The sequence below is a fragment of the Cobetia sp. 10Alg 146 genome (genome assembly GCF_029846385.1).
In the GTDB taxonomy this organism is placed as follows: domain Bacteria; phylum Pseudomonadota; class Gammaproteobacteria; order Pseudomonadales; family Halomonadaceae; genus Cobetia; species Cobetia marina.
In genome coordinates this window covers 207,735-223,873 of the sequence record NZ_JARWKT010000004.1, presented here as the reverse complement: position 1 = coordinate 223,873, position 16,139 = coordinate 207,735, and the positions used below count along the sequence as shown (strand labels likewise).

The 16,139-nt window shown below is 48.9% G+C and carries 15 protein-coding genes; 11 read left to right on the top strand and 4 right to left on the bottom strand.

The window, feature by feature from the left end; all coding sequences use genetic code 11:
- Positions 1 to 20 precede the first annotated feature (20 nt).
- Positions 21 to 2,261, top strand: a complete 2,241-nt coding sequence (locus tag QD172_RS09280; protein WP_279855580.1) for a hypothetical protein — start codon at positions 21 to 23, stop codon at positions 2,259 to 2,261.
- Between the two features lie 8 nt (positions 2,262 to 2,269).
- Here the strand turns inward: QD172_RS09280 and QD172_RS09275 are convergent, their stop codons facing one another.
- Positions 2,270 to 3,193 carry an SUMF1/EgtB/PvdO family nonheme iron enzyme gene (locus QD172_RS09275; RefSeq protein WP_279855579.1) on the bottom strand — a complete coding sequence of 308 codons (924 nt, stop codon included), beginning with the start codon at positions 3,191 to 3,193 and terminating at the stop codon, positions 2,270 to 2,272.
- 210 nt (positions 3,194 to 3,403) lie between these two features.
- Here QD172_RS09275 and QD172_RS09270 point away from each other — a divergent pair, with 210 nt between their 5' ends.
- The 9 genes from QD172_RS09270 (at position 3,404) to QD172_RS09230 (ending at position 10,139) form a co-directional block, all read left to right on the top strand.
- Positions 3,404 to 3,682, top strand: a complete 279-nt coding sequence (locus QD172_RS09270; protein ID WP_077377206.1) for a PAAR domain-containing protein — start codon at positions 3,404 to 3,406, stop codon at positions 3,680 to 3,682.
- A 147-nt stretch (positions 3,683 to 3,829) separates the two neighbouring features.
- Positions 3,830 to 4,786: a hypothetical protein gene (locus tag QD172_RS09265; protein ID WP_279855578.1), complete on the top strand. Its 957-nt coding sequence runs from the start codon at positions 3,830 to 3,832 to the stop codon at positions 4,784 to 4,786.
- Positions 4,787 to 4,958: 172 nt separating this feature from the next.
- Positions 4,959 to 5,942, top strand: a complete 984-nt coding sequence (locus tag QD172_RS09260; RefSeq protein ID WP_279855577.1) for a DUF6708 domain-containing protein — start codon at positions 4,959 to 4,961, stop codon at positions 5,940 to 5,942.
- 50 nt (positions 5,943 to 5,992) lie between these two features.
- Positions 5,993 to 6,172 carry a PAAR domain-containing protein gene (locus tag QD172_RS09255; protein WP_279855576.1) on the top strand — a complete coding sequence of 60 codons (180 nt, stop codon included), beginning with the start codon at positions 5,993 to 5,995 and terminating at the stop codon, positions 6,170 to 6,172.
- Between the two features lie 147 nt (positions 6,173 to 6,319).
- Complete coding sequence (locus tag QD172_RS09250; RefSeq protein ID WP_279855575.1) at positions 6,320 to 7,276, top strand: hypothetical protein; 957 nt, start codon at positions 6,320 to 6,322, stop codon at positions 7,274 to 7,276.
- 149 nt (positions 7,277 to 7,425) lie between these two features.
- Positions 7,426 to 8,379 carry a DUF6708 domain-containing protein gene (locus tag QD172_RS09245; RefSeq protein ID WP_279855574.1) on the top strand — a complete coding sequence of 318 codons (954 nt, stop codon included), beginning with the start codon at positions 7,426 to 7,428 and terminating at the stop codon, positions 8,377 to 8,379.
- Between the two features lie 43 nt (positions 8,380 to 8,422).
- On the top strand, positions 8,423 to 8,701 hold the full coding sequence (locus tag QD172_RS09240) for a PAAR domain-containing protein (protein WP_279855573.1): 279 nt from the start codon (positions 8,423 to 8,425) through the stop codon (positions 8,699 to 8,701).
- Positions 8,702 to 8,881: 180 nt separating this feature from the next.
- Positions 8,882 to 9,820 carry a hypothetical protein gene (locus QD172_RS09235; RefSeq protein WP_279855572.1) on the top strand — a complete coding sequence of 313 codons (939 nt, stop codon included), beginning with the start codon at positions 8,882 to 8,884 and terminating at the stop codon, positions 9,818 to 9,820.
- Positions 9,821 to 9,860: 40 nt separating this feature from the next.
- On the top strand, positions 9,861 to 10,139 hold the full coding sequence (locus tag QD172_RS09230) for a PAAR domain-containing protein (protein ID WP_279855571.1): 279 nt from the start codon (positions 9,861 to 9,863) through the stop codon (positions 10,137 to 10,139).
- Positions 10,140 to 10,346: 207 nt separating this feature from the next.
- Here QD172_RS09230 and QD172_RS09225 read toward each other — a convergent pair whose 3' ends face one another.
- Positions 10,347 to 11,111, bottom strand: coding sequence for an SDR family NAD(P)-dependent oxidoreductase (locus tag QD172_RS09225; protein WP_279855570.1), 765 nt, complete (start codon positions 11,109 to 11,111; stop codon positions 10,347 to 10,349).
- Positions 11,112 to 11,604: 493 nt separating this feature from the next.
- On the opposite strand from QD172_RS09225, the gene QD172_RS09220 reads away from it, so the two are divergent.
- Positions 11,605 to 12,501, top strand: coding sequence for a drug/metabolite transporter (locus QD172_RS09220; RefSeq protein WP_279855569.1), 897 nt, complete (start codon positions 11,605 to 11,607; stop codon positions 12,499 to 12,501).
- Positions 12,502 to 12,633: 132 nt separating this feature from the next.
- Here QD172_RS09220 and QD172_RS09215 read toward each other — a convergent pair whose 3' ends face one another.
- Together QD172_RS09215 and QD172_RS09210 are read right to left on the bottom strand one after the other, a co-directional pair.
- Positions 12,634 to 14,115, bottom strand: a complete 1,482-nt coding sequence (locus QD172_RS09215) for a mannitol dehydrogenase family protein (protein WP_279855568.1) — start codon at positions 14,113 to 14,115, stop codon at positions 12,634 to 12,636.
- 147 nt (positions 14,116 to 14,262) lie between these two features.
- The gene (locus tag QD172_RS09210; protein WP_084208867.1) at positions 14,263 to 16,023 is read right to left on the bottom strand and encodes a hypothetical protein; all 1,761 of its coding nucleotides are present in this window, start codon (positions 16,021 to 16,023) and stop codon (positions 14,263 to 14,265) included.
- Positions 16,024 to 16,139: the final 116 nt, after the last annotated feature.

Sequence of the window (16,139 nt, the reverse complement as noted above, 5' to 3'; positions counted from 1 at the left end):
AAATTTAACTGGGAAGTGATATGTCTGAGGGTAAGGTACAGACTCGGCTTGTAGCCGTTGGAAAGGATGCTCCAATAGGTAAATCGCCATTACTTTTCTATGCAGTTGGGCGAAACGAATTAATCAAAGTGCCTGCTGAAAATGTAGTGGCATGTATGGAAGAAATACGATTGTTGGAAACGGTTGTCGAAAATTATCACGCGGAGATTGAGAGGCTTCAAGGCGATTTAAGTAACTACGAAGCCATGATGATGTCTTGTGATGAAGAAGATCCAGAATGTGTTAGGTATAAGGCTGAGTTTGAAAAAAATATTGCTAGCGGCCAAAAGAAAGTTGATAAAGCAAATCAAGCATTAAGAGAGATTTTGGTATCACTATCTAGCCTAGATGATGAAAGTAATGTTATCGTGGAATTGATACCTATTAGACGTAATGATGGAAATGCGCAGAGTTTCCGCATGTGCTATATGCGCTCTCAGGTAGTAGATAGATTAACATCCAAAGTTGAGTTGAAACCTATAGCTCAAGATGGTGCTACCTCTTTGGCAGATGATGTGCTTGAAAAAGGTGAAGTCGTATGGGATTACATATATAGTCAATTGAAAGATCAGTCTATTTCAAAAACCTTGAAAACAGATTTTACTTGGTTTGATGAATGGTTGAAAAAAGATAAAGACACGGTCGATCTCTATAAGTGGACAAAAGAGCTGAATAAACAGCTTAATTTCAAGTACAGTAGAGAGCCGAGTAGTAAGGAGCAGAGTCGTGACGGAAAAGTAGAGTTATCAGGAGAGGCACAATTAGCGCGCTGGACATATGGGGCTAGTGGATTGACTGGTGAGCTCACGCCACTTGAAGGCAAGGCCAGGCTAAAAGCAAATGCCGAGTCCAATTTATCCTTGTTTGAAGCTAAAGGGTCTATAGATTATTATCGGCCATCAGGTGGCCTGAAGTTGATGTACGAACTAGATGATAAGCAAGTATTACAACTTGGAATGTTACGTGTACATGCATTCATCAGTATGTCTGGTGCTGTCGGCGCAAGTATCGCAGCTGAGGTAAATGTTGATCTTGAAGTGGCTCAGGGTGGGATAAAAGCGCGAGGTACCAAAGGTGAGTTGGTACCTATGGGCCCTCCTGGAAGCCAGCAATCTATTATCTTGATGGAGGAAGATAAAAATGAACAAAAGGCTGAGGCTACACTTGAAGCATTTATAGGTGGTAAAGCCGAAGCATTCGCCAGAATGCAGTTGGAATGGAAAAGCCCCGAAGTAGATCATGAATTCAAGCCATTTGCCATTACTGGCGCAGGGGTGGCTGCGTATGCTGGCATGAATTTCGCTGGTAACTTCAGTGTTTCTTATCAAAATGGTAGATTCAGAATTAGAGCAAAGGCTGGTATTTGTTTAGGTCTAGGTGCTTCTGGGGAAGTTTCTTATGAAGTAGATGCAAAATTGGTACGTGAATTTGCGACTTGGACGTATTATCAACTTAAGAACTCTGATTTTATTTATCTAAAGTTCATCGAAGATACGGCATTTGAGGTCCTAACCAATATACTTACACTCTCTATAGCATACGGGCAAGCTATTGAAGATTTTATGTATGATCTACCTCAAGAAATAAGCTCTAAAGTAGACGGCCTAGTTCAGGATATTGTTGATGGCATTAATAATGCGAGTTACGTTAAGGATTATAGTGAGGCATCAAAACGTGCTAGTGTAATGAAATCAATTATTGACGCCGACGATGAGCGGTTGAGTATATTGCCACCTGAAGCAAAGAGTAAGCTTATAGCATTACTTATTAAGACAGATAGTTATGATAAATATTTGCCAGCTAACAGGGATTATTCTGTTTTAGTGTCAGAGTTTACTATTTTTGGTAGTATGACAGATAGGAAAGAAGCTATTTTAAAGCTGCTTAATTATGTTCAGTCATTCTCTGAATATAAGAATATTATGCAGAGGGTCAATTCTTTAAAAGGGAGGAAACATTCTTATAAGCATGGTGAAGATATAGTTTTAGAATTTCTCGGAATGGGAGAAGAAGATTATCCCTACCCTATATCGAGTAAGTATCGAGACGAATTGATTTTAATAAAGAAAAGATTGAGAGTGGTTGCATCCAAAGGTACCATAGTTGTAAAAAATGATACCGAAGAATATCAGAAGCAACCAAACGTTATAGAGGGATTCGACTCTCCATGTTATAACCAAACTCACTGTGTTTTTAATGGCAATGAGTTTGATTATGCGTAGCTATATGTTTAGTTAGGTGTAGAGGCGCACCTAAAGGTGTGCCCAACAAGTGTACCATCTTCAACTTTTCCGGACGGGGATACTATTTTTCCATCTAATAAAGAGCTTCTTCGGTTAATAGTAAACATAGCTGCAGTACCTTCTCCTAAACCTCCACCCCTTTCAACTTTTTTATCACCCGAACTTGGACCTTTAGGATTAAATTCGGGTGAATTGCTATAGTAGTTAGCATCATACCAATCATTTGTCCATTCAAGGCCATTTAATCCCATTTGATAGATGCCCAGAGGATTAGGCGGAATAGATTTTATTTTAGTTGGTGATGATAACGAGTAAGCTGGAGTGCTACTTCTAATATCATCGTATGTTGGTGTATTAACTCCTCGCCGATAGGTGCCATCATTGGTAGAAAACAAATAAAATTTTCCACGCGATCGTGCAGCATATTCCCATTCTGCTTCAGTCGGAAGTCTATATTTCTTATTAGTTTTCTCTGATAACCATGAGCAGTAGTTGTTTGCTTGTTTCCACATAACTCCTACTGGAAGGCTGGGAGCTCTATATTGTGCTTCATTACCTACTGCATGGACTTTATTTTTACCAGTAGCTAATGTGTAGAGGTCAAAATCATCATAAGATACTTGAGTGGCAGAAATAGAATAACTATCAAGAGTCACTGTATGTAACGGCTTGTTGTCTTTGTCAACGGAGTAAGGCAAGCCATTGGTCCCCTCATCAATAGGTCCAAAATCGCCCATTTGGAAGGTACCACCTTTGACAAAAATCATATTGTCTTCAGTTTTTTTGATAAGAGCCGCGATTTTTTCCTGATCGGAGGTAGTAAGTTTCTTACTATTGGACTCAGATTCATTGCAACCTGACAGTAGCAAAAGTGACATTGCTAAGATAACAGTAGAAGATGAATTACTCACTATATTCACTCAAATAGTTAAATGTTGCGATATAATATCACTTTTTTATTCATAAGTAAATGTGAAGCTATAAATGAATGGTGGTTTTATAGCGATCAATGTTTATTATTATATAGTTGATCTTTGAAGATAAATTTTTATTGATCGCAGTTATTTTTGGTTAAGTGATAGAATTTTATGAAGCATTTTATTACTAGATAGGAGATAAGCATGTTCAGTTCCGGCGATGGCGTTATCGTACTCGGTGATAGCACGACACATGGCGGCAAGGTGGTGTCTGCCCAATCCAACTATCTGTTGGAGGGCAAGCCGGTGGCAGTGGTGGGGGACATGGTGACGTGTCCCAAGGATGGTCACAGCACCTGCAGCATCATCGAGGGGCATCCCACCATCAGCTTGAATGGCAAGCCGGTAGCGTTCCACGGCTGCCATACGGCATGTGGGGCGGCGCTGATTTCTGCGGCGAGTGGCAAGCACGGCCTGGGATGAGTGAGTTATCCCCAAAACCCTCATGGCCACTCCGTGAGGGTTTTGGGCATTTGTAGCTCCATATCGATTATGAACTACCTACTAATATTATTGGCCCAGCATCCAGATAAGTGATAAAGAGTTACAAAAGGTACTGGAAAACTGATCATGAATAAAGCCCAGCAAAAGATACTTGAAGCAGTGGGTCTTTTAAGTAAAAACCGACTTACTTGCTCATCATTTTCTAAAAAACATATACTGGATGTCAGAAAAAAATCGGCTGAGATAAAACCACCAAGTTTTATGTGTGCTAAACGAAAAGACTGTCTCATATTAGCAGAGCCTTGGTTCCGTGAAAGAGGGTTGTATTTTTCTTGGGGAATGTTAGGTGGTTCTGTACTTATAAGTATTTTTTTGTACATGGCATTAATAATGCCTTGGTTTTCTGATGTTCCAGTTGGTATCGCGGAAATTTTTCTTTTAACATTCTTGACTTTTCTTGGTTTTTTATTTTCCTATCCTCTGTTCTTTGCTGCGAAAAGCGAGCTGAAGACTCAAGGGCTTCAGTACACAATCTTCAACACCGACTCAAATAATGTCCACTTTGTTAGTGATGTCGATTTCAAGTCAAAAACCTGTCGCTGGGAGGAGTGTACATTCTGTCTTGCCTACTCGGCTGGCAGTATCGAAGGCTACTATTATGAGCTCAAAGGCTATCTTTTCAATGAAGATGGTAGCGTCAAGGATAGCTTTTCATTTGATGACTATCACTATATGATTTCGAATAGTGATAATACTCGCCAAGCGATGATCAAGGATCTTTCCGTCAGGTTTGAATATGTACGCCGTTTTATGGAAGAGGGATCCGATTCGGTAGAGCCTGTCACAGGGTCACTTGATTTGAAGCCAAGTCTCTCCGAGACGGCCCACCGGTTTCAGCCTAGATCTAAAGCCTCAGAGGGAAAGAAGTTTCATATAATCTATTCCATCGTACGCGCAGTGTTTTTGATTCCCTTTAGCGTACAAGTTGTGGGTCACTACTTCTTCTGTCGCTATTGTCGCCTACCACAGTGGCCGCAGAATGTGATTGATGAGTGCGGTAAGGATATTTTTCCAAAGCGGTAGTGCTCATCATTTTAAAGCTTCAGACTCAAATTCTGAGTACAATATGTTATGTGGGGCTTTACTGTTGTACTCAGAATCTGCGACCAAGATTCTATAAAATATAGATAGTGATAAAATGGACATAAAGGGATTGGGTCTTTCCAAACACTTGAGCCTACCTTCGGGTAGAAGAATGAATGCGTATGAATTGAGTAATGTTTTAATTAAAGGAAAGAAAGCACATGATGCTCCAAATGATCATCTATCTGTAGTTGAGATAAATAGTGACTACTTGGAAATGGTAGATAGATGGTATGCCCATAAAGGACATTCGTTGCTATATGCTATTCCATTGTTAGCTTTATTATTGTTTGTAATTGTTCTCTTTTTCACTGCTACACTTGAAAAAAATGAAATCGAAGCATGGTATTTTTTCTCCGGGATGACAGTTTTTATACTACCGTTCTTATATTTCGGTATAAGACTGTTCCTGCTGGAAGGATTTAAGAAAACTTATTATCCAATAAGATTTGATAGAAAGAAACAAGAAGTATATGCAATACTTCCAAGCGACGGTTTTTTAAAAATCTCTTGGCATGATTTAAATATACATGTAGCCGAGAATAAGCAATCTGTAACTCTCAGCTCATTCTATGAGGTTCGCGGTTTTATCTTGGATAACGAAACAAGAGTTATAAAACAATCTATTACGTTAGGGTATCCTGCTTGGGGAGAGTATGATGATGCAGTATCTTTATGGGAATTTATACGCATATACATGGAAGAAAAAAATGGATATGAAAAGTGTTCTGAGAGACTGAAATTATGCATGCCTATAAAAGAAAAGAAAGAAAGTCTAAGATTTAGTATTATAAGAGGAATGGCATTACTAGCGCCAAACTATGCTTTGCAATTTCTTTCCTCCCCAATTACAGTTTTATTTATCTGGTGTAGAATATTATCTATTAAAACTAGTCAACTTCCAGTTTGGCCTGAATGGGTGAATCTGCAGCATAAAGATATTGTACGCGATGAGTATAGTAAGCAATCTAAAGACAATACAGAGAATAATTTTTGGGAAGAAACGTGGCCAGTAATTTGCTTTGTTGTTGGTAGTTTAGTATTGCTTGCTTTGATTTTATGGGCTGGATATAAATACTGGCTAATGTATCAATAATTGTACTCTATTTGACAATGTCAATTTTCAGTACAGCATAGGAGTCATCCATGTTCAGTTCCGGCGATGGCGTCATCGTACTCGGTGATAGCACGACACATGGTGGCAAGGTGGTGTCTGCCCAGTCCAACTATCTGCTGGAGGGCAAGCTGGTGGCGTTTCACGGCTGCCATACGGCATTTGAGGCGGCGCTGATCTCTGTGGCAAGTGGCAAGCACGGCCTGGGATGAGTGAGTTATCCCCAAAACCCTCATGGCCACTCCGTGAGGGTTTTGGGCATTTGTAGCTCCATATCGATTATGAACTACCTACTAATATTATTGGCCCAGCATCCAGATAAGTGATAAAGAGTTACAAAAGGTACTGGAAAACAGATCATGAATAAAGTCCAGAGAAAGATACTCGAAGCTGTCGGGGTTTTAAGCAATAATCGACTTGATTATTCATCGTTTTCCAAAAAACATATGTTTGATGTCAAAAAGAAAGCAGAGGAGATAAAGTCGCCAGAGTTTGTATGCGCCATTAATTGCCATAGTTTGGTTTTGTCTGAGTCCTGGTTTCGTGAAAGAGGATTATATGTTTCTTGGGGAACCCTGGGAGGGGGCGTAATATTAGGTTTCTTTTTGTTTTTCCCACTGGTAATGCCTTGGGTTTATAAAATACAGGTTGATGTTGGTGGTATCATCGCATTATCTTTTATGGCTTCCCTTGGTTTTTTGTTTTCTTATCCTCTCTTATTTTCTGCGAAAAGCGAGCTAAAGACTCAAGGGTTTCAGTATACAATATTTAATCATGATTCAAAAAATATTCATTTTGTAAGTGATGTCGATTTTCAACCCAAAACCTGTTCCTGGGATGAGTGCACATTCTGTCTCGCTTATTCGGCTGGCAGTATAGAAGGATATTATTACGAGCTAAAGGGCTACCTGTTCAACGAAGATGATAGTGTAAGGGATAGCTTCTCGTTCGACGATTACCACTATATGATCACTGATAGTGATAATACTCGTCAAATGATGATCAAGGATCTTTCCGCCAGGTTCGAATATGTACGCCGTTATATGCAAGAGGGACCCGATTCGGTAGAGCCTGTCACAGGGTCACTTGATTTGAAGCCAAGTCTCTCCGAGGCAGCCCACCGGTTTCAGCCCAGATCTAAAGCCTCAGAGGGAAAGAAGTTTCATATAATCTATTCCATCGTACGCGCAGTGTTTTTGATCCCCTTTAGCGTACAAGTCGTGGGCCACTACTTTTTCTGTCGCTATTGTCGTTTACCACAGCGGCCACAAAGTGTAATTGATGAGTGCGGTGAAGATATATTCCCAAAGCGGTGATCTCCACCATGTTATGTACCACGGCCGCAGACTTTAAGTGTAATACCCCACAGGGAAGTTCAGGTGTTGTACTCAGAATCTGCGGCCAAGTTTTATATAAATTGTAGAGGGCAATAACCATAAAGTATTCATCAAATCCTGACGGTCTCTTGGCCCTTCCAAAATCCAGGCAAGACGGGATTATTCCAGATTCTTATGGAAGTTTAATAAAGCTGAATTCTACGTACGCTGAATTCATTGATAGAGCTGATCGGCACCGAGGAATGTCAAAAACAACGTTCGGCTTTTTATTGGTTGCATTGATAAATGGTTTAGGTGTTTTTTCTGCAATATATGTAGGCAGCTATATAGATTCCATCGATGTAATGTCAATACATGTGGTTACATTTCTCATTATTGCTTTGATATTGTCTTTAACAGATTATTTTGTCTGGAAGCATCATCTAGGTAGAGATTTTCTTACTGTAAGCTTTTATCCTATTAGGTTCAATCGTAAAAAAAGGATGGTGTATATTTATCGTGATCGAGAATCTGGTGGTGTTCTAAAGGTTAATTGGAATGACATATTTTGGCACATTGGTAAAGGGTATCAACAGGAATATAATTGTGACTTGCGTGGGCATGTAATGAAAAATGGAGTCATTGTCGATACTTTCAGTGTTGGCAATTTTTATGATGATAGTCGTGTCAATCAAATAATGGCTATGTGGGAATTTATCAGGCGTTATATGGAAGAGCCGCTTGATAGCTTGTTTGATGAACCTTTGGATAGGCATATAGATAAGTCAACAGAGGTCTCTTTGAAAAACTGCTATATGCATGTTTATGCTAACATGTGGCCCTTTGCTATCAACTATCGGTATTATCTTGCTCCTGTTTTTTATCCATTACTTTGGATTTTGACGCTTGGCAGATGGTTCACTTTGGGCACCTGTAAGAAGCCTGTATGGCCTTCGTCAGTAGAGGCCGAATGCATCGTTGCATCAGATGATCCAATGATATTACAAGAGCCAAAGTATACAGGTGAGTTTTCAGAGGACCCTGCTGTCGCTGATCGTCAGTTTGAGCGACATTCACAGCAGCGTAAATATGAAATAATGTAAGTATTTCCTTTTCTTGGAATCCCCTAAAGCGGAGATAGTGCTCATGTTCAGTTCCGGCGATGGCGTTATCGTACTCGGTGATAGCACGACACATGGTGGTAAGGTGGTGTCTGCCCAATCCAACTATCTGTTGGAGGGCAAGCCGGTGGCAGTGGTGGGGGACATGGTGACGTGCCCCAAGGATGGTCACAGTACCTGCAGCATCATCGAGGGGCATCCCACCATCAGCTTGAATGGCAAGCCGGTATCGTTTCACGGCTGCCATACGGCATGTGGGGCGGCGTTGATCTCTGCAGCAAGTGGCAAGCACGGCCTGAGGTGAGGGCGTGAGCTTACCCATGTGGTATCTGTATTCGATGAACCCGTAGCCTTGGCTGTGGGATTTTTCGTCAGGAATCTACGTGAACTTACCAAGTTGGTATATCTGTGAGGATGCGTACCGGCATGCCGCTCAAGCTTGGATTTGTAAATGTAGCAGAACATAAATTGAGGAGTCAATCAATTGAATGTCAATGAGAAGGTATTGAATGGCAATTATTTGATTTCTGAGTGCAATAATCATTTTCTTGAAATAGTTGGCCGCGAGAACGACTCACGTGGCAGATTTAATTTCACGGCTTTTTTAATAGCTATCTCTGTTAGCATAATTTTAGCTTTCGCGATTATAGTCATTTCAGATGAAAGAGTGCCTATGGGACTGCTTGTAATAGCAGCATTAGGCGGACTTATGGCTATTCTGATGTATGTGGCTGTTTACTTTTTGTTTATGTATGATTCTTTTAAGGTTAACCAGTATTCAGTAAGAATACTTAAGGCTGAACGAAAAGTCTCTGTCATAATGCGGGATGGTTCCGTAGCTATTTTAGATTGGGATTCAGTGAGTGTCGAATATACAACCTCTGATGGGAAAGGGAATCCTGTATTATTTATCCCCGGCGTCGTGTGGTTAAGCTCTATTGAAGAAAAGTCAGGTAAAACACAGCGCATACCTATTGGCAGTGACATGCTTGATAGAAAATACATTTTGGAAAATATCTGGAATATAGCTAAGGATTATATGGATAGGCCTGATGGAGTTGAGCTTACTAAAGCAAGAATTAATTTTTGTGTTCCAGGTTCTTCCGTCAGAGAAGGTGCCAGATATGGGATTTTGCATGGATACGCTATTTTCGATAAGCCACTGTTGAAAGTCATATTCTCACCTATCGCTACTCCTATGGTATTAGGCCGTTGGTTGTCCATGTTTACCTCAAAGATACCCGCATGGCCTAAAGAGGTGCTTGAAGCTTGCCAATTAAAAGATGATGAGGAAACGCTGAATTGGAAGAATTATAATACAATGTCATTCTGGGAAAACGAGTGGGTAATTATATGTTTCTCAATTGGGATGATAGTAGATTTGATTGGTGTATATTACTTGATCCTACGCCTTACTCATTGAGTATTGACTATCGTTCATTCGTTTTCTAAGGGGTTGATCCATGTTCAGTTCCGGAGATGGCATCATCGTGCTCGGTGATAGCACCACTCATGGTGGCAAGGTGGTGTCTGCCCAGTCCAACTATCTGCTGGAGGGCAAGCCGGTGGCAGTGGTGGGGGACATGGTGACGTGCCCCAAGGATGGTCACAGCACCTGCAGTATCATCGAGGGGCATCCCACCATCAGCTTGAATGGCAAGCCGGTAGCGTTTCACGGCTGCCATACGGTATGTGGGGCGGCGTTGATTTCTGCAGCGAGTGGCAAGCACGGCCTGGGATAAGGGCGTTGAGGTGTTCGTGTATGCTTGTCTCGCGCTTCGCTTCAAGTCTTGCACCGGGGTGTAGGCACAGGATCGAGCGGTTCCCCTGTTTGCTCAACAGCAAGATGAAAAGCCCTCCGACCAAATGTCGGGGGGCTTTTCATTTCCGATGACGCGGGACCGTGTTATTGGGGCAGCTGAATGGCCATTTCCTTGCCGTTTCCAGCGTCAGCGTGCCATCCAGCCGCCATCGACCGTCAGAACGGTGCCATGTACATAGTCCGAGGCAGATGAAGCGAGGAATACTACCGGGCCCTTGAGGTCGTCTGGTGATCCCCAGCGCCCGGCGGGGATGCGCGCGAGGATATCGCGGGAGCGCTGTGCATCCTGTCGCAGGGCTTCGGTATTGTCGGTAGCGATATAGCCCGGTGCGATGGCGTTGACGTTGACGCCGTGAGCGGCCCACTCATTGGCGAAAGCCTTGGTGAGCTGAGCGATGCCGCCTTTGCTGGCCGCGTAGCCCGGCACGGTGATGCCGCCCTGGAAGGAGAGCAGTGAGGCGGTGAAGATGATCTTGCCGCTGCCGCGCGCGACCATCTGTTTGCCGATCTCGCGGGTCAGGATGAACGGGGCGGAGAGGTTGGTATCAATGACGCGATCCCATTGCGCGTCCGTGTGCTCGGTGGCCGGAGCGCGCTCGATGGTGCCGGCGTTGTTGATCAGGATATCCACCCGAGTCGAACTCAACTGCGCAGCCAGCTGCTGGATGGCGCTGCGGTCGGAAACGTCGCATGCGATGCCCTGGAAGGAGCGCCCCAGGGCGCGGATACGTTCACCTACATCACCACCATCGGCGGTCATGCTGGCACTGATGGCAATGATATCGGTGCCGGCCTCGGCGAGGGCGATCGCCATGGCGGCCCCGATACCGCGACTGGCACCGGTCACCACGGCGGTCTGATGACTGAGGTCGAAGGGTTTGACGTCATGCATGTCGCGGCTCCCATATCAGTAAAGTCTCACGCAAGCCTACTGCAGAAAGAGGGCGACCACGAATGCCCGCGGGGGAGCGCTTGCTAGGCGAGCCAGAAAGCCGTGAGGCCAAGCTATGCCCGATCAGTGCGAACCTTGCGAATGTGATAGCGTCTTGGCAAATCCAACTCCTCGGCGGCCCGATGCCCCCAGTACGCCGCAGCTGAAGGCTGGTAACGCACTCTGGCTGGTGACCTTGCCTGATGATGGCTCGCGCTGGTGTCTTCCGCGATCACCTGTCCACTGCCTGGGGACGAGCTGTGCTGACGGCATTCCGTCAGAAAGCGCCTCATCCTTGCCGTCACGTGGGAGCCAGTCTCTGCGAGCTGATGGCGCTTTTCTCGTACAAGGAAGAAGACATGCGTAATCATAATCGCCGCCTGGCTTGCCGCTCACGTCACAGTGTTCAGGCGATGACCCATGCCTGGGGAATCCTGAACGCAATGCGTGTCTCATGAGCTCATTGGCTTTGGGACTCATCCTGATCTCGGTCTGTCTGCATGCCGGCTGGAATCTGCTGGGCAAGGGCCGAGCGCCGTCGCTGGCTTTCTTCATGCTGGCCATGGGCAGTGGGGCGTTGATCTTTGCACCGTTGCTGGCACTGGGGCCGGCGTTCAACGAGCTGCCGGATGAGTTCTGGGGTTGGCTGGTGGCCACGGGGCTGTGTCAGGCGTTCTACATGGGCGGGCTCGCCTGGGCGTATGCGCGCGGCGAGGTCAGTGTGCTATATCCCATCGCGCGTGCCTTGCCCGTGGTGCTGGTGCCGCTGGTCTCCTTGAGCCTGCTGGATAGCCAGGCGCTGACAGTGTCGGATTTCACCGGCATGGGGCTGATCGTGCTCGGTGCGCTCATGTTGCCCTTGAGCAGTCCGCAGGGCTTGCGAGCGAGAACCTATCTGACCCCCGCGCTGGGGTTCGCGTTGCTGGCAGCGCTGGGGACCACCGGCTATTCGCTGATCGACAAGCAGGCGCTCGACATCATGCTGAGTGTCGGCTATTCGCCGACGTCTGCAGGCGCTGTCTTTCTGGTGTTGCAGGCCATGATGACGGTCGCCTGGGGCGCACCTCTGGTGATGCTGTTGCCGACTGAGCGTCGTCGCCTGCCGATGCTGTGGCGGGGCGAGCGGGGCAGCATGTTGCTGACCGGCGTGATGGTGATGGCGACCTATGGGCTGGTATTGATCGCCATGACGCTGACGGAAGAGGTCAGCCTTGTGGTCGCCATGCGTCAGTTGTCGATCCCGCTTGGGGTGGTGCTCGGCGTGGTCTGGTTGCGCGAGCGTGCGGCCATGGTCAAGTGGGTCGGCATCGGCGTCATGCTGGCAGGGTTGTGGACCGTCGCGCTGGTGTGAGGAAAGGCGTGGCATGAGGCACAAAAAAAGCGAGACAGGCGGTGGCCTGTCTCGCTTTTTGTCTTTCTGCTGACGCCTGTGGGGGATGGCAGTCTTGCCTTCCCCCACAGGCCTGTTCACTTCGCGTGAAGCTTACTTGGCGTCTGCCACCAGCATTTCCAGCGTGGCGCGGGCACCGTTGTCGTGCAGGCTCTTCAGGGCCTTGAGGTAGGCATCGCGGAAGCGCGGCTGATCGACCAGATCACCGAACAGTTCACGGTTGTCCAGGAAGGCGGTCGGCTCTTCGCGCTGACGGCTGGCGCGTTCCATCAGCTCGACCTTCAGCGGGTCGACCACGTCGATGGTCTCGTCTTGCTCGTCGACGCCTTCGGCATAACGTGCCCAGCTGGCCACGACAGCCGCGGTACGACGCAGTTCACCGTCGGTCTTGAGCTGTGCGTGGGCCACCGGGATCAGGAACTTCGGAATGCGGTCGGAGGTCTCGGCGCACAGGCGCGCGAGGGTGTCCTTGACTTCCGGGTTGGCGAAACGCTCGATCAGCGTCTGGCAGTGGGCATCGAGATCGATGCCCGGCAGCTGGGCCAGCGTCGGGCGAGCTTCCTCGTTCATGTAGCCGAGCAGGAAGTCGACGATCAGCGGGTCGTTGCAGGCTTCGTGGGCGTAGCGATAGCCGGCCAGATAGCCGAAGTAGCACAGTGCCTGGTGACCGGCGTTGAGCAGGCGCAGCTTCATCAGCTCATAGGGCTCGACGTCTTCCACCGGCTGCACGCCGGCATCTTCAAAGGCCGGGCGGCCATTGGCGAAGTGGTCTTCCAGCACCCACTGGGTGAAGGGCTCGCAGACCACCGGCCAGGCGTCTTCCACGCCGAAGCGTGAGGACAGCTCTTCGATGTCATCCGGGGTGGTCACCGGCGTGATGCGGTCGACCATGGAGTTGGGGAAGGGCACTTCGGCTTCGATCCAGGCGGCCAGTTCGGCATCGCGTGCACGCGCGTAGGCGGTGAACATCTTGTGGGCGACGTTGCCGTTGCCTTCGATGTTGTCACAGGACATCACGGTGAACGGGGCAACGCCGCGCTCGCGACGACGTGCCAGGGCTTCGGTGATCAGGCCAAAGCTGGTCTTGGCCTCACCCGGGTTGGCCAGGTCGTGCTGGACGTCGGCGTTCTCGAGATTGAATTCGCCGCTGACCGGGTGGAAGTTGTAGCCACCTTCGGTGACGGTCAGCGAGACGATGCGGATCGCCGGGTCGGCCATCAGCTCGATCACGGCATCCGGGGAGTCCGGGGCAAAGCGATAATCGATGATGGAGCCCACCACGCGCGGCTCGTAGTTGCCGTCCGGGTGCTTGAGCACGACGGTGTAGAGGTGGTCCTGAGAGGACAGGGCTTCCTGCATGCGGCGATCGCCCGGCATCACGCCGACACCGACGATGCCCCAGTCCAGTGCCTTGCCCTGGTTCATCAGCTCGTCGAGGTACATGGCCTGGTGTGCACGATGGAAGCCGCCCACGCCGAAGTGGACGATGCCGGCGCTGACCGCAGCACGATCGTAGTTCGGGGTGGCAACCTTGGCGTCCAGCTGAGTCAGACTGGCATTGGAGAGACGAGTCATGGGGGGAGGTCTCCTGCCGCATATCGCGGTCGGGTCAAGATGGGTAAAGAAAGGGTAGGTCGTAACGGCCAGCGGCGAAGGTTGCCCTCGTGAGTCAGGCTACCTTCGCCGCGGACCAGGCAGGGGACTTGCGTGTCCCCTGCCGACTCAGCCAGCGGTGGCCGCTTGCTTCGGGGACTGCTTGTTGAACAGCGCCTTGCTGCGCTGCAGTTCCCAGTACGCGAAGATGAAGTAGATGATCGTCGACCAGATGGTCACGTCATAGAACAGCTCGCGGTTCGCTTCGTAGCTTGCCAGGTCCGGGCTGCCGAACAGCACGCGCAGCGCCAGCACCAGGGGAATGACGAGACCGATCACCATCCAGATGGCTCGGATGACCTTGGTCAGACCTGATGTGTCCTTGACCGGGGCATGATTGGTCGTGTCGGCCTGCTTGGCGTGGAAGGCATCGACTCGCTCCTGGAAGTGCTTTTCGGTGGCTTCCGCTTCCGGATAGGACTCAGCGGCGCCGGCGGACTTGGCCATCAGGGTGTAGAGAATGATGGAGACGAACCAGGTCGGCAGGAACAGATAATAGAACGGGATCACGTCGACCATCTCGAGACCGAAGCCGAAGATCAGAGACAGCGCCCAGGTCGCCAGCGCCGGCGTGTTGTGCTTCACCCCCTTGTAGCGCGCCCAGTAACGGCTGAAGCCGAGTTTCGGGAACAGGTGATGCTCAGCGAAGATGATCCCGCCGACCGGCACCAGTACCAGACCGGCGTAGGTCAGCAGCGGCAGCATGCTGCGATAGACGAACGGGAAGCAGCTGAGTACCGCAACGCAGATACCCACGGCCAGCGTCGCCTTGTTGCGCGACAGGTTCGGCATGGCCGACTGTGCGGCAAGGCCCGCGCGATACAGGTTGGCGTTGGCGGTGGTCCAGCCTGCGACGACCACGATCACGAAGCCGGCGGCGCCAAGGGCGTGCAGTGCCACTTCACCCGGCTCCAGCACATCGATGCTGATACCCGCGACGGCAGCGGTAGCGGCGCCCATCAGGCCGGCGGAGATCCAAGCGACGTAGTGGCCGAACATCATGCCGGTGCTGGTCGCAAGGCCGGAGCGCATGCGCTTGGCATAACGCAGCAGCGCCATGTCGATCAGACCGAAGTGGGAGAAGGTGTTGGCCGCCCAGGAGAAGCCGATGACTTCCCAGATACCGATGCCTGCCTCGCCCTGGGAATTGATCCCGGTGAAGACGGTACTGCCTGCGACATCAATGAAACTCGAGAAACTGTCCAGGCTGGTGTTGCCGGTGACGGACTCGGCCAGTTCCGGCAGCAGCACCAGGCCGCCGACGGTGAACATCAGCATCAGCCAGGGAGCGCAGATGCTGGCAAATTCCGTCAAGGCATTGAAGCCATAGACGGCAACCAGTACCACGATGGCGGCAACGGCCAGCGCCAGCAGGATGAACTCGAAGCTGGTGGGGTAGGCCTGGGTCTGGGCGGGTATGTCGAACAACAGCCTGACCGCCGTGGCGGAGACGGTGATCATGGCAGCCGAGATGGCGGTGAATATGATCACGTTGGCCCAGTTGTACAGCCGAGACATCGAATCACCGGCGATGCGGTGGAGATAGGTGAAGAGGCTGAGGCGAGTCTCGATGGCGATCGGTGTGGTGATCAACCAGAAACTGAGTACCGCCAGACCATTACCGATCAGCAGGCCCAGCAGGATATCCCAGATACCGGCACCGAGTGCCACGAAGGTGGCACCGATGACGAACTCGGTCGCGGCAACGTGCTCGGCGGCATAGAGACCGGCAAAGTGCGGCCACCGGTGCAGTTTGTGACGTGGTACCGGCAGTAGCTCGTCGTCCATATGGGCGATCTGCCGATCCAAATCTGGCGCAGTACTGGCCATGATTGGCTCCTGTTTTTTTACGGCTTGTCTTGCTGCTCCTACCCGAGGTGTCACGCAGCCGCCTTGGCATTCCTATCGGCGATGACAGGGGTAGATCGTCTTTTGTCGATCAAATG

Bases quoted from the DNA above. Each gene is read 5' to 3' on its own strand.
- QD172_RS09280 (WP_279855580.1), top strand. From the start codon at position 21: ATGTCTGAGGGTAAGGTACAGACTCGGCTTGTAGCCGTTGGAAAGGAT.
- QD172_RS09270 (WP_077377206.1), top strand. From the start codon at position 3,404: ATGTTCAGTTCCGGCGATGGCGTTATCGTACTCGGTGATAGCACGACA.
- QD172_RS09265 (WP_279855578.1), top strand. From the start codon at position 3,830: ATGAATAAAGCCCAGCAAAAGATACTTGAAGCAGTGGGTCTTTTAAGT.
- QD172_RS09260 (WP_279855577.1), top strand. From the start codon at position 4,959: ATGAATGCGTATGAATTGAGTAATGTTTTAATTAAAGGAAAGAAAGCA.
- QD172_RS09255 (WP_279855576.1), top strand. From the start codon at position 5,993: ATGTTCAGTTCCGGCGATGGCGTCATCGTACTCGGTGATAGCACGACA.
- QD172_RS09250 (WP_279855575.1), top strand. From the start codon at position 6,320: ATGAATAAAGTCCAGAGAAAGATACTCGAAGCTGTCGGGGTTTTAAGC.
- QD172_RS09240 (WP_279855573.1), top strand. From the start codon at position 8,423: ATGTTCAGTTCCGGCGATGGCGTTATCGTACTCGGTGATAGCACGACA.
- QD172_RS09230 (WP_279855571.1), top strand. From the start codon at position 9,861: ATGTTCAGTTCCGGAGATGGCATCATCGTGCTCGGTGATAGCACCACT.
- QD172_RS09225 (WP_279855570.1), bottom strand. From the start codon at position 11,111: ATGCATGACGTCAAACCCTTCGACCTCAGTCATCAGACCGCCGTGGTG.
- QD172_RS09220 (WP_279855569.1), top strand. From the start codon at position 11,605: ATGAGCTCATTGGCTTTGGGACTCATCCTGATCTCGGTCTGTCTGCAT.
- QD172_RS09215 (WP_279855568.1), bottom strand. From the start codon at position 14,115: ATGACTCGTCTCTCCAATGCCAGTCTGACTCAGCTGGACGCCAAGGTT.
- QD172_RS09210 (WP_084208867.1), bottom strand. From the start codon at position 16,023: ATGGCCAGTACTGCGCCAGATTTGGATCGGCAGATCGCCCATATGGAC.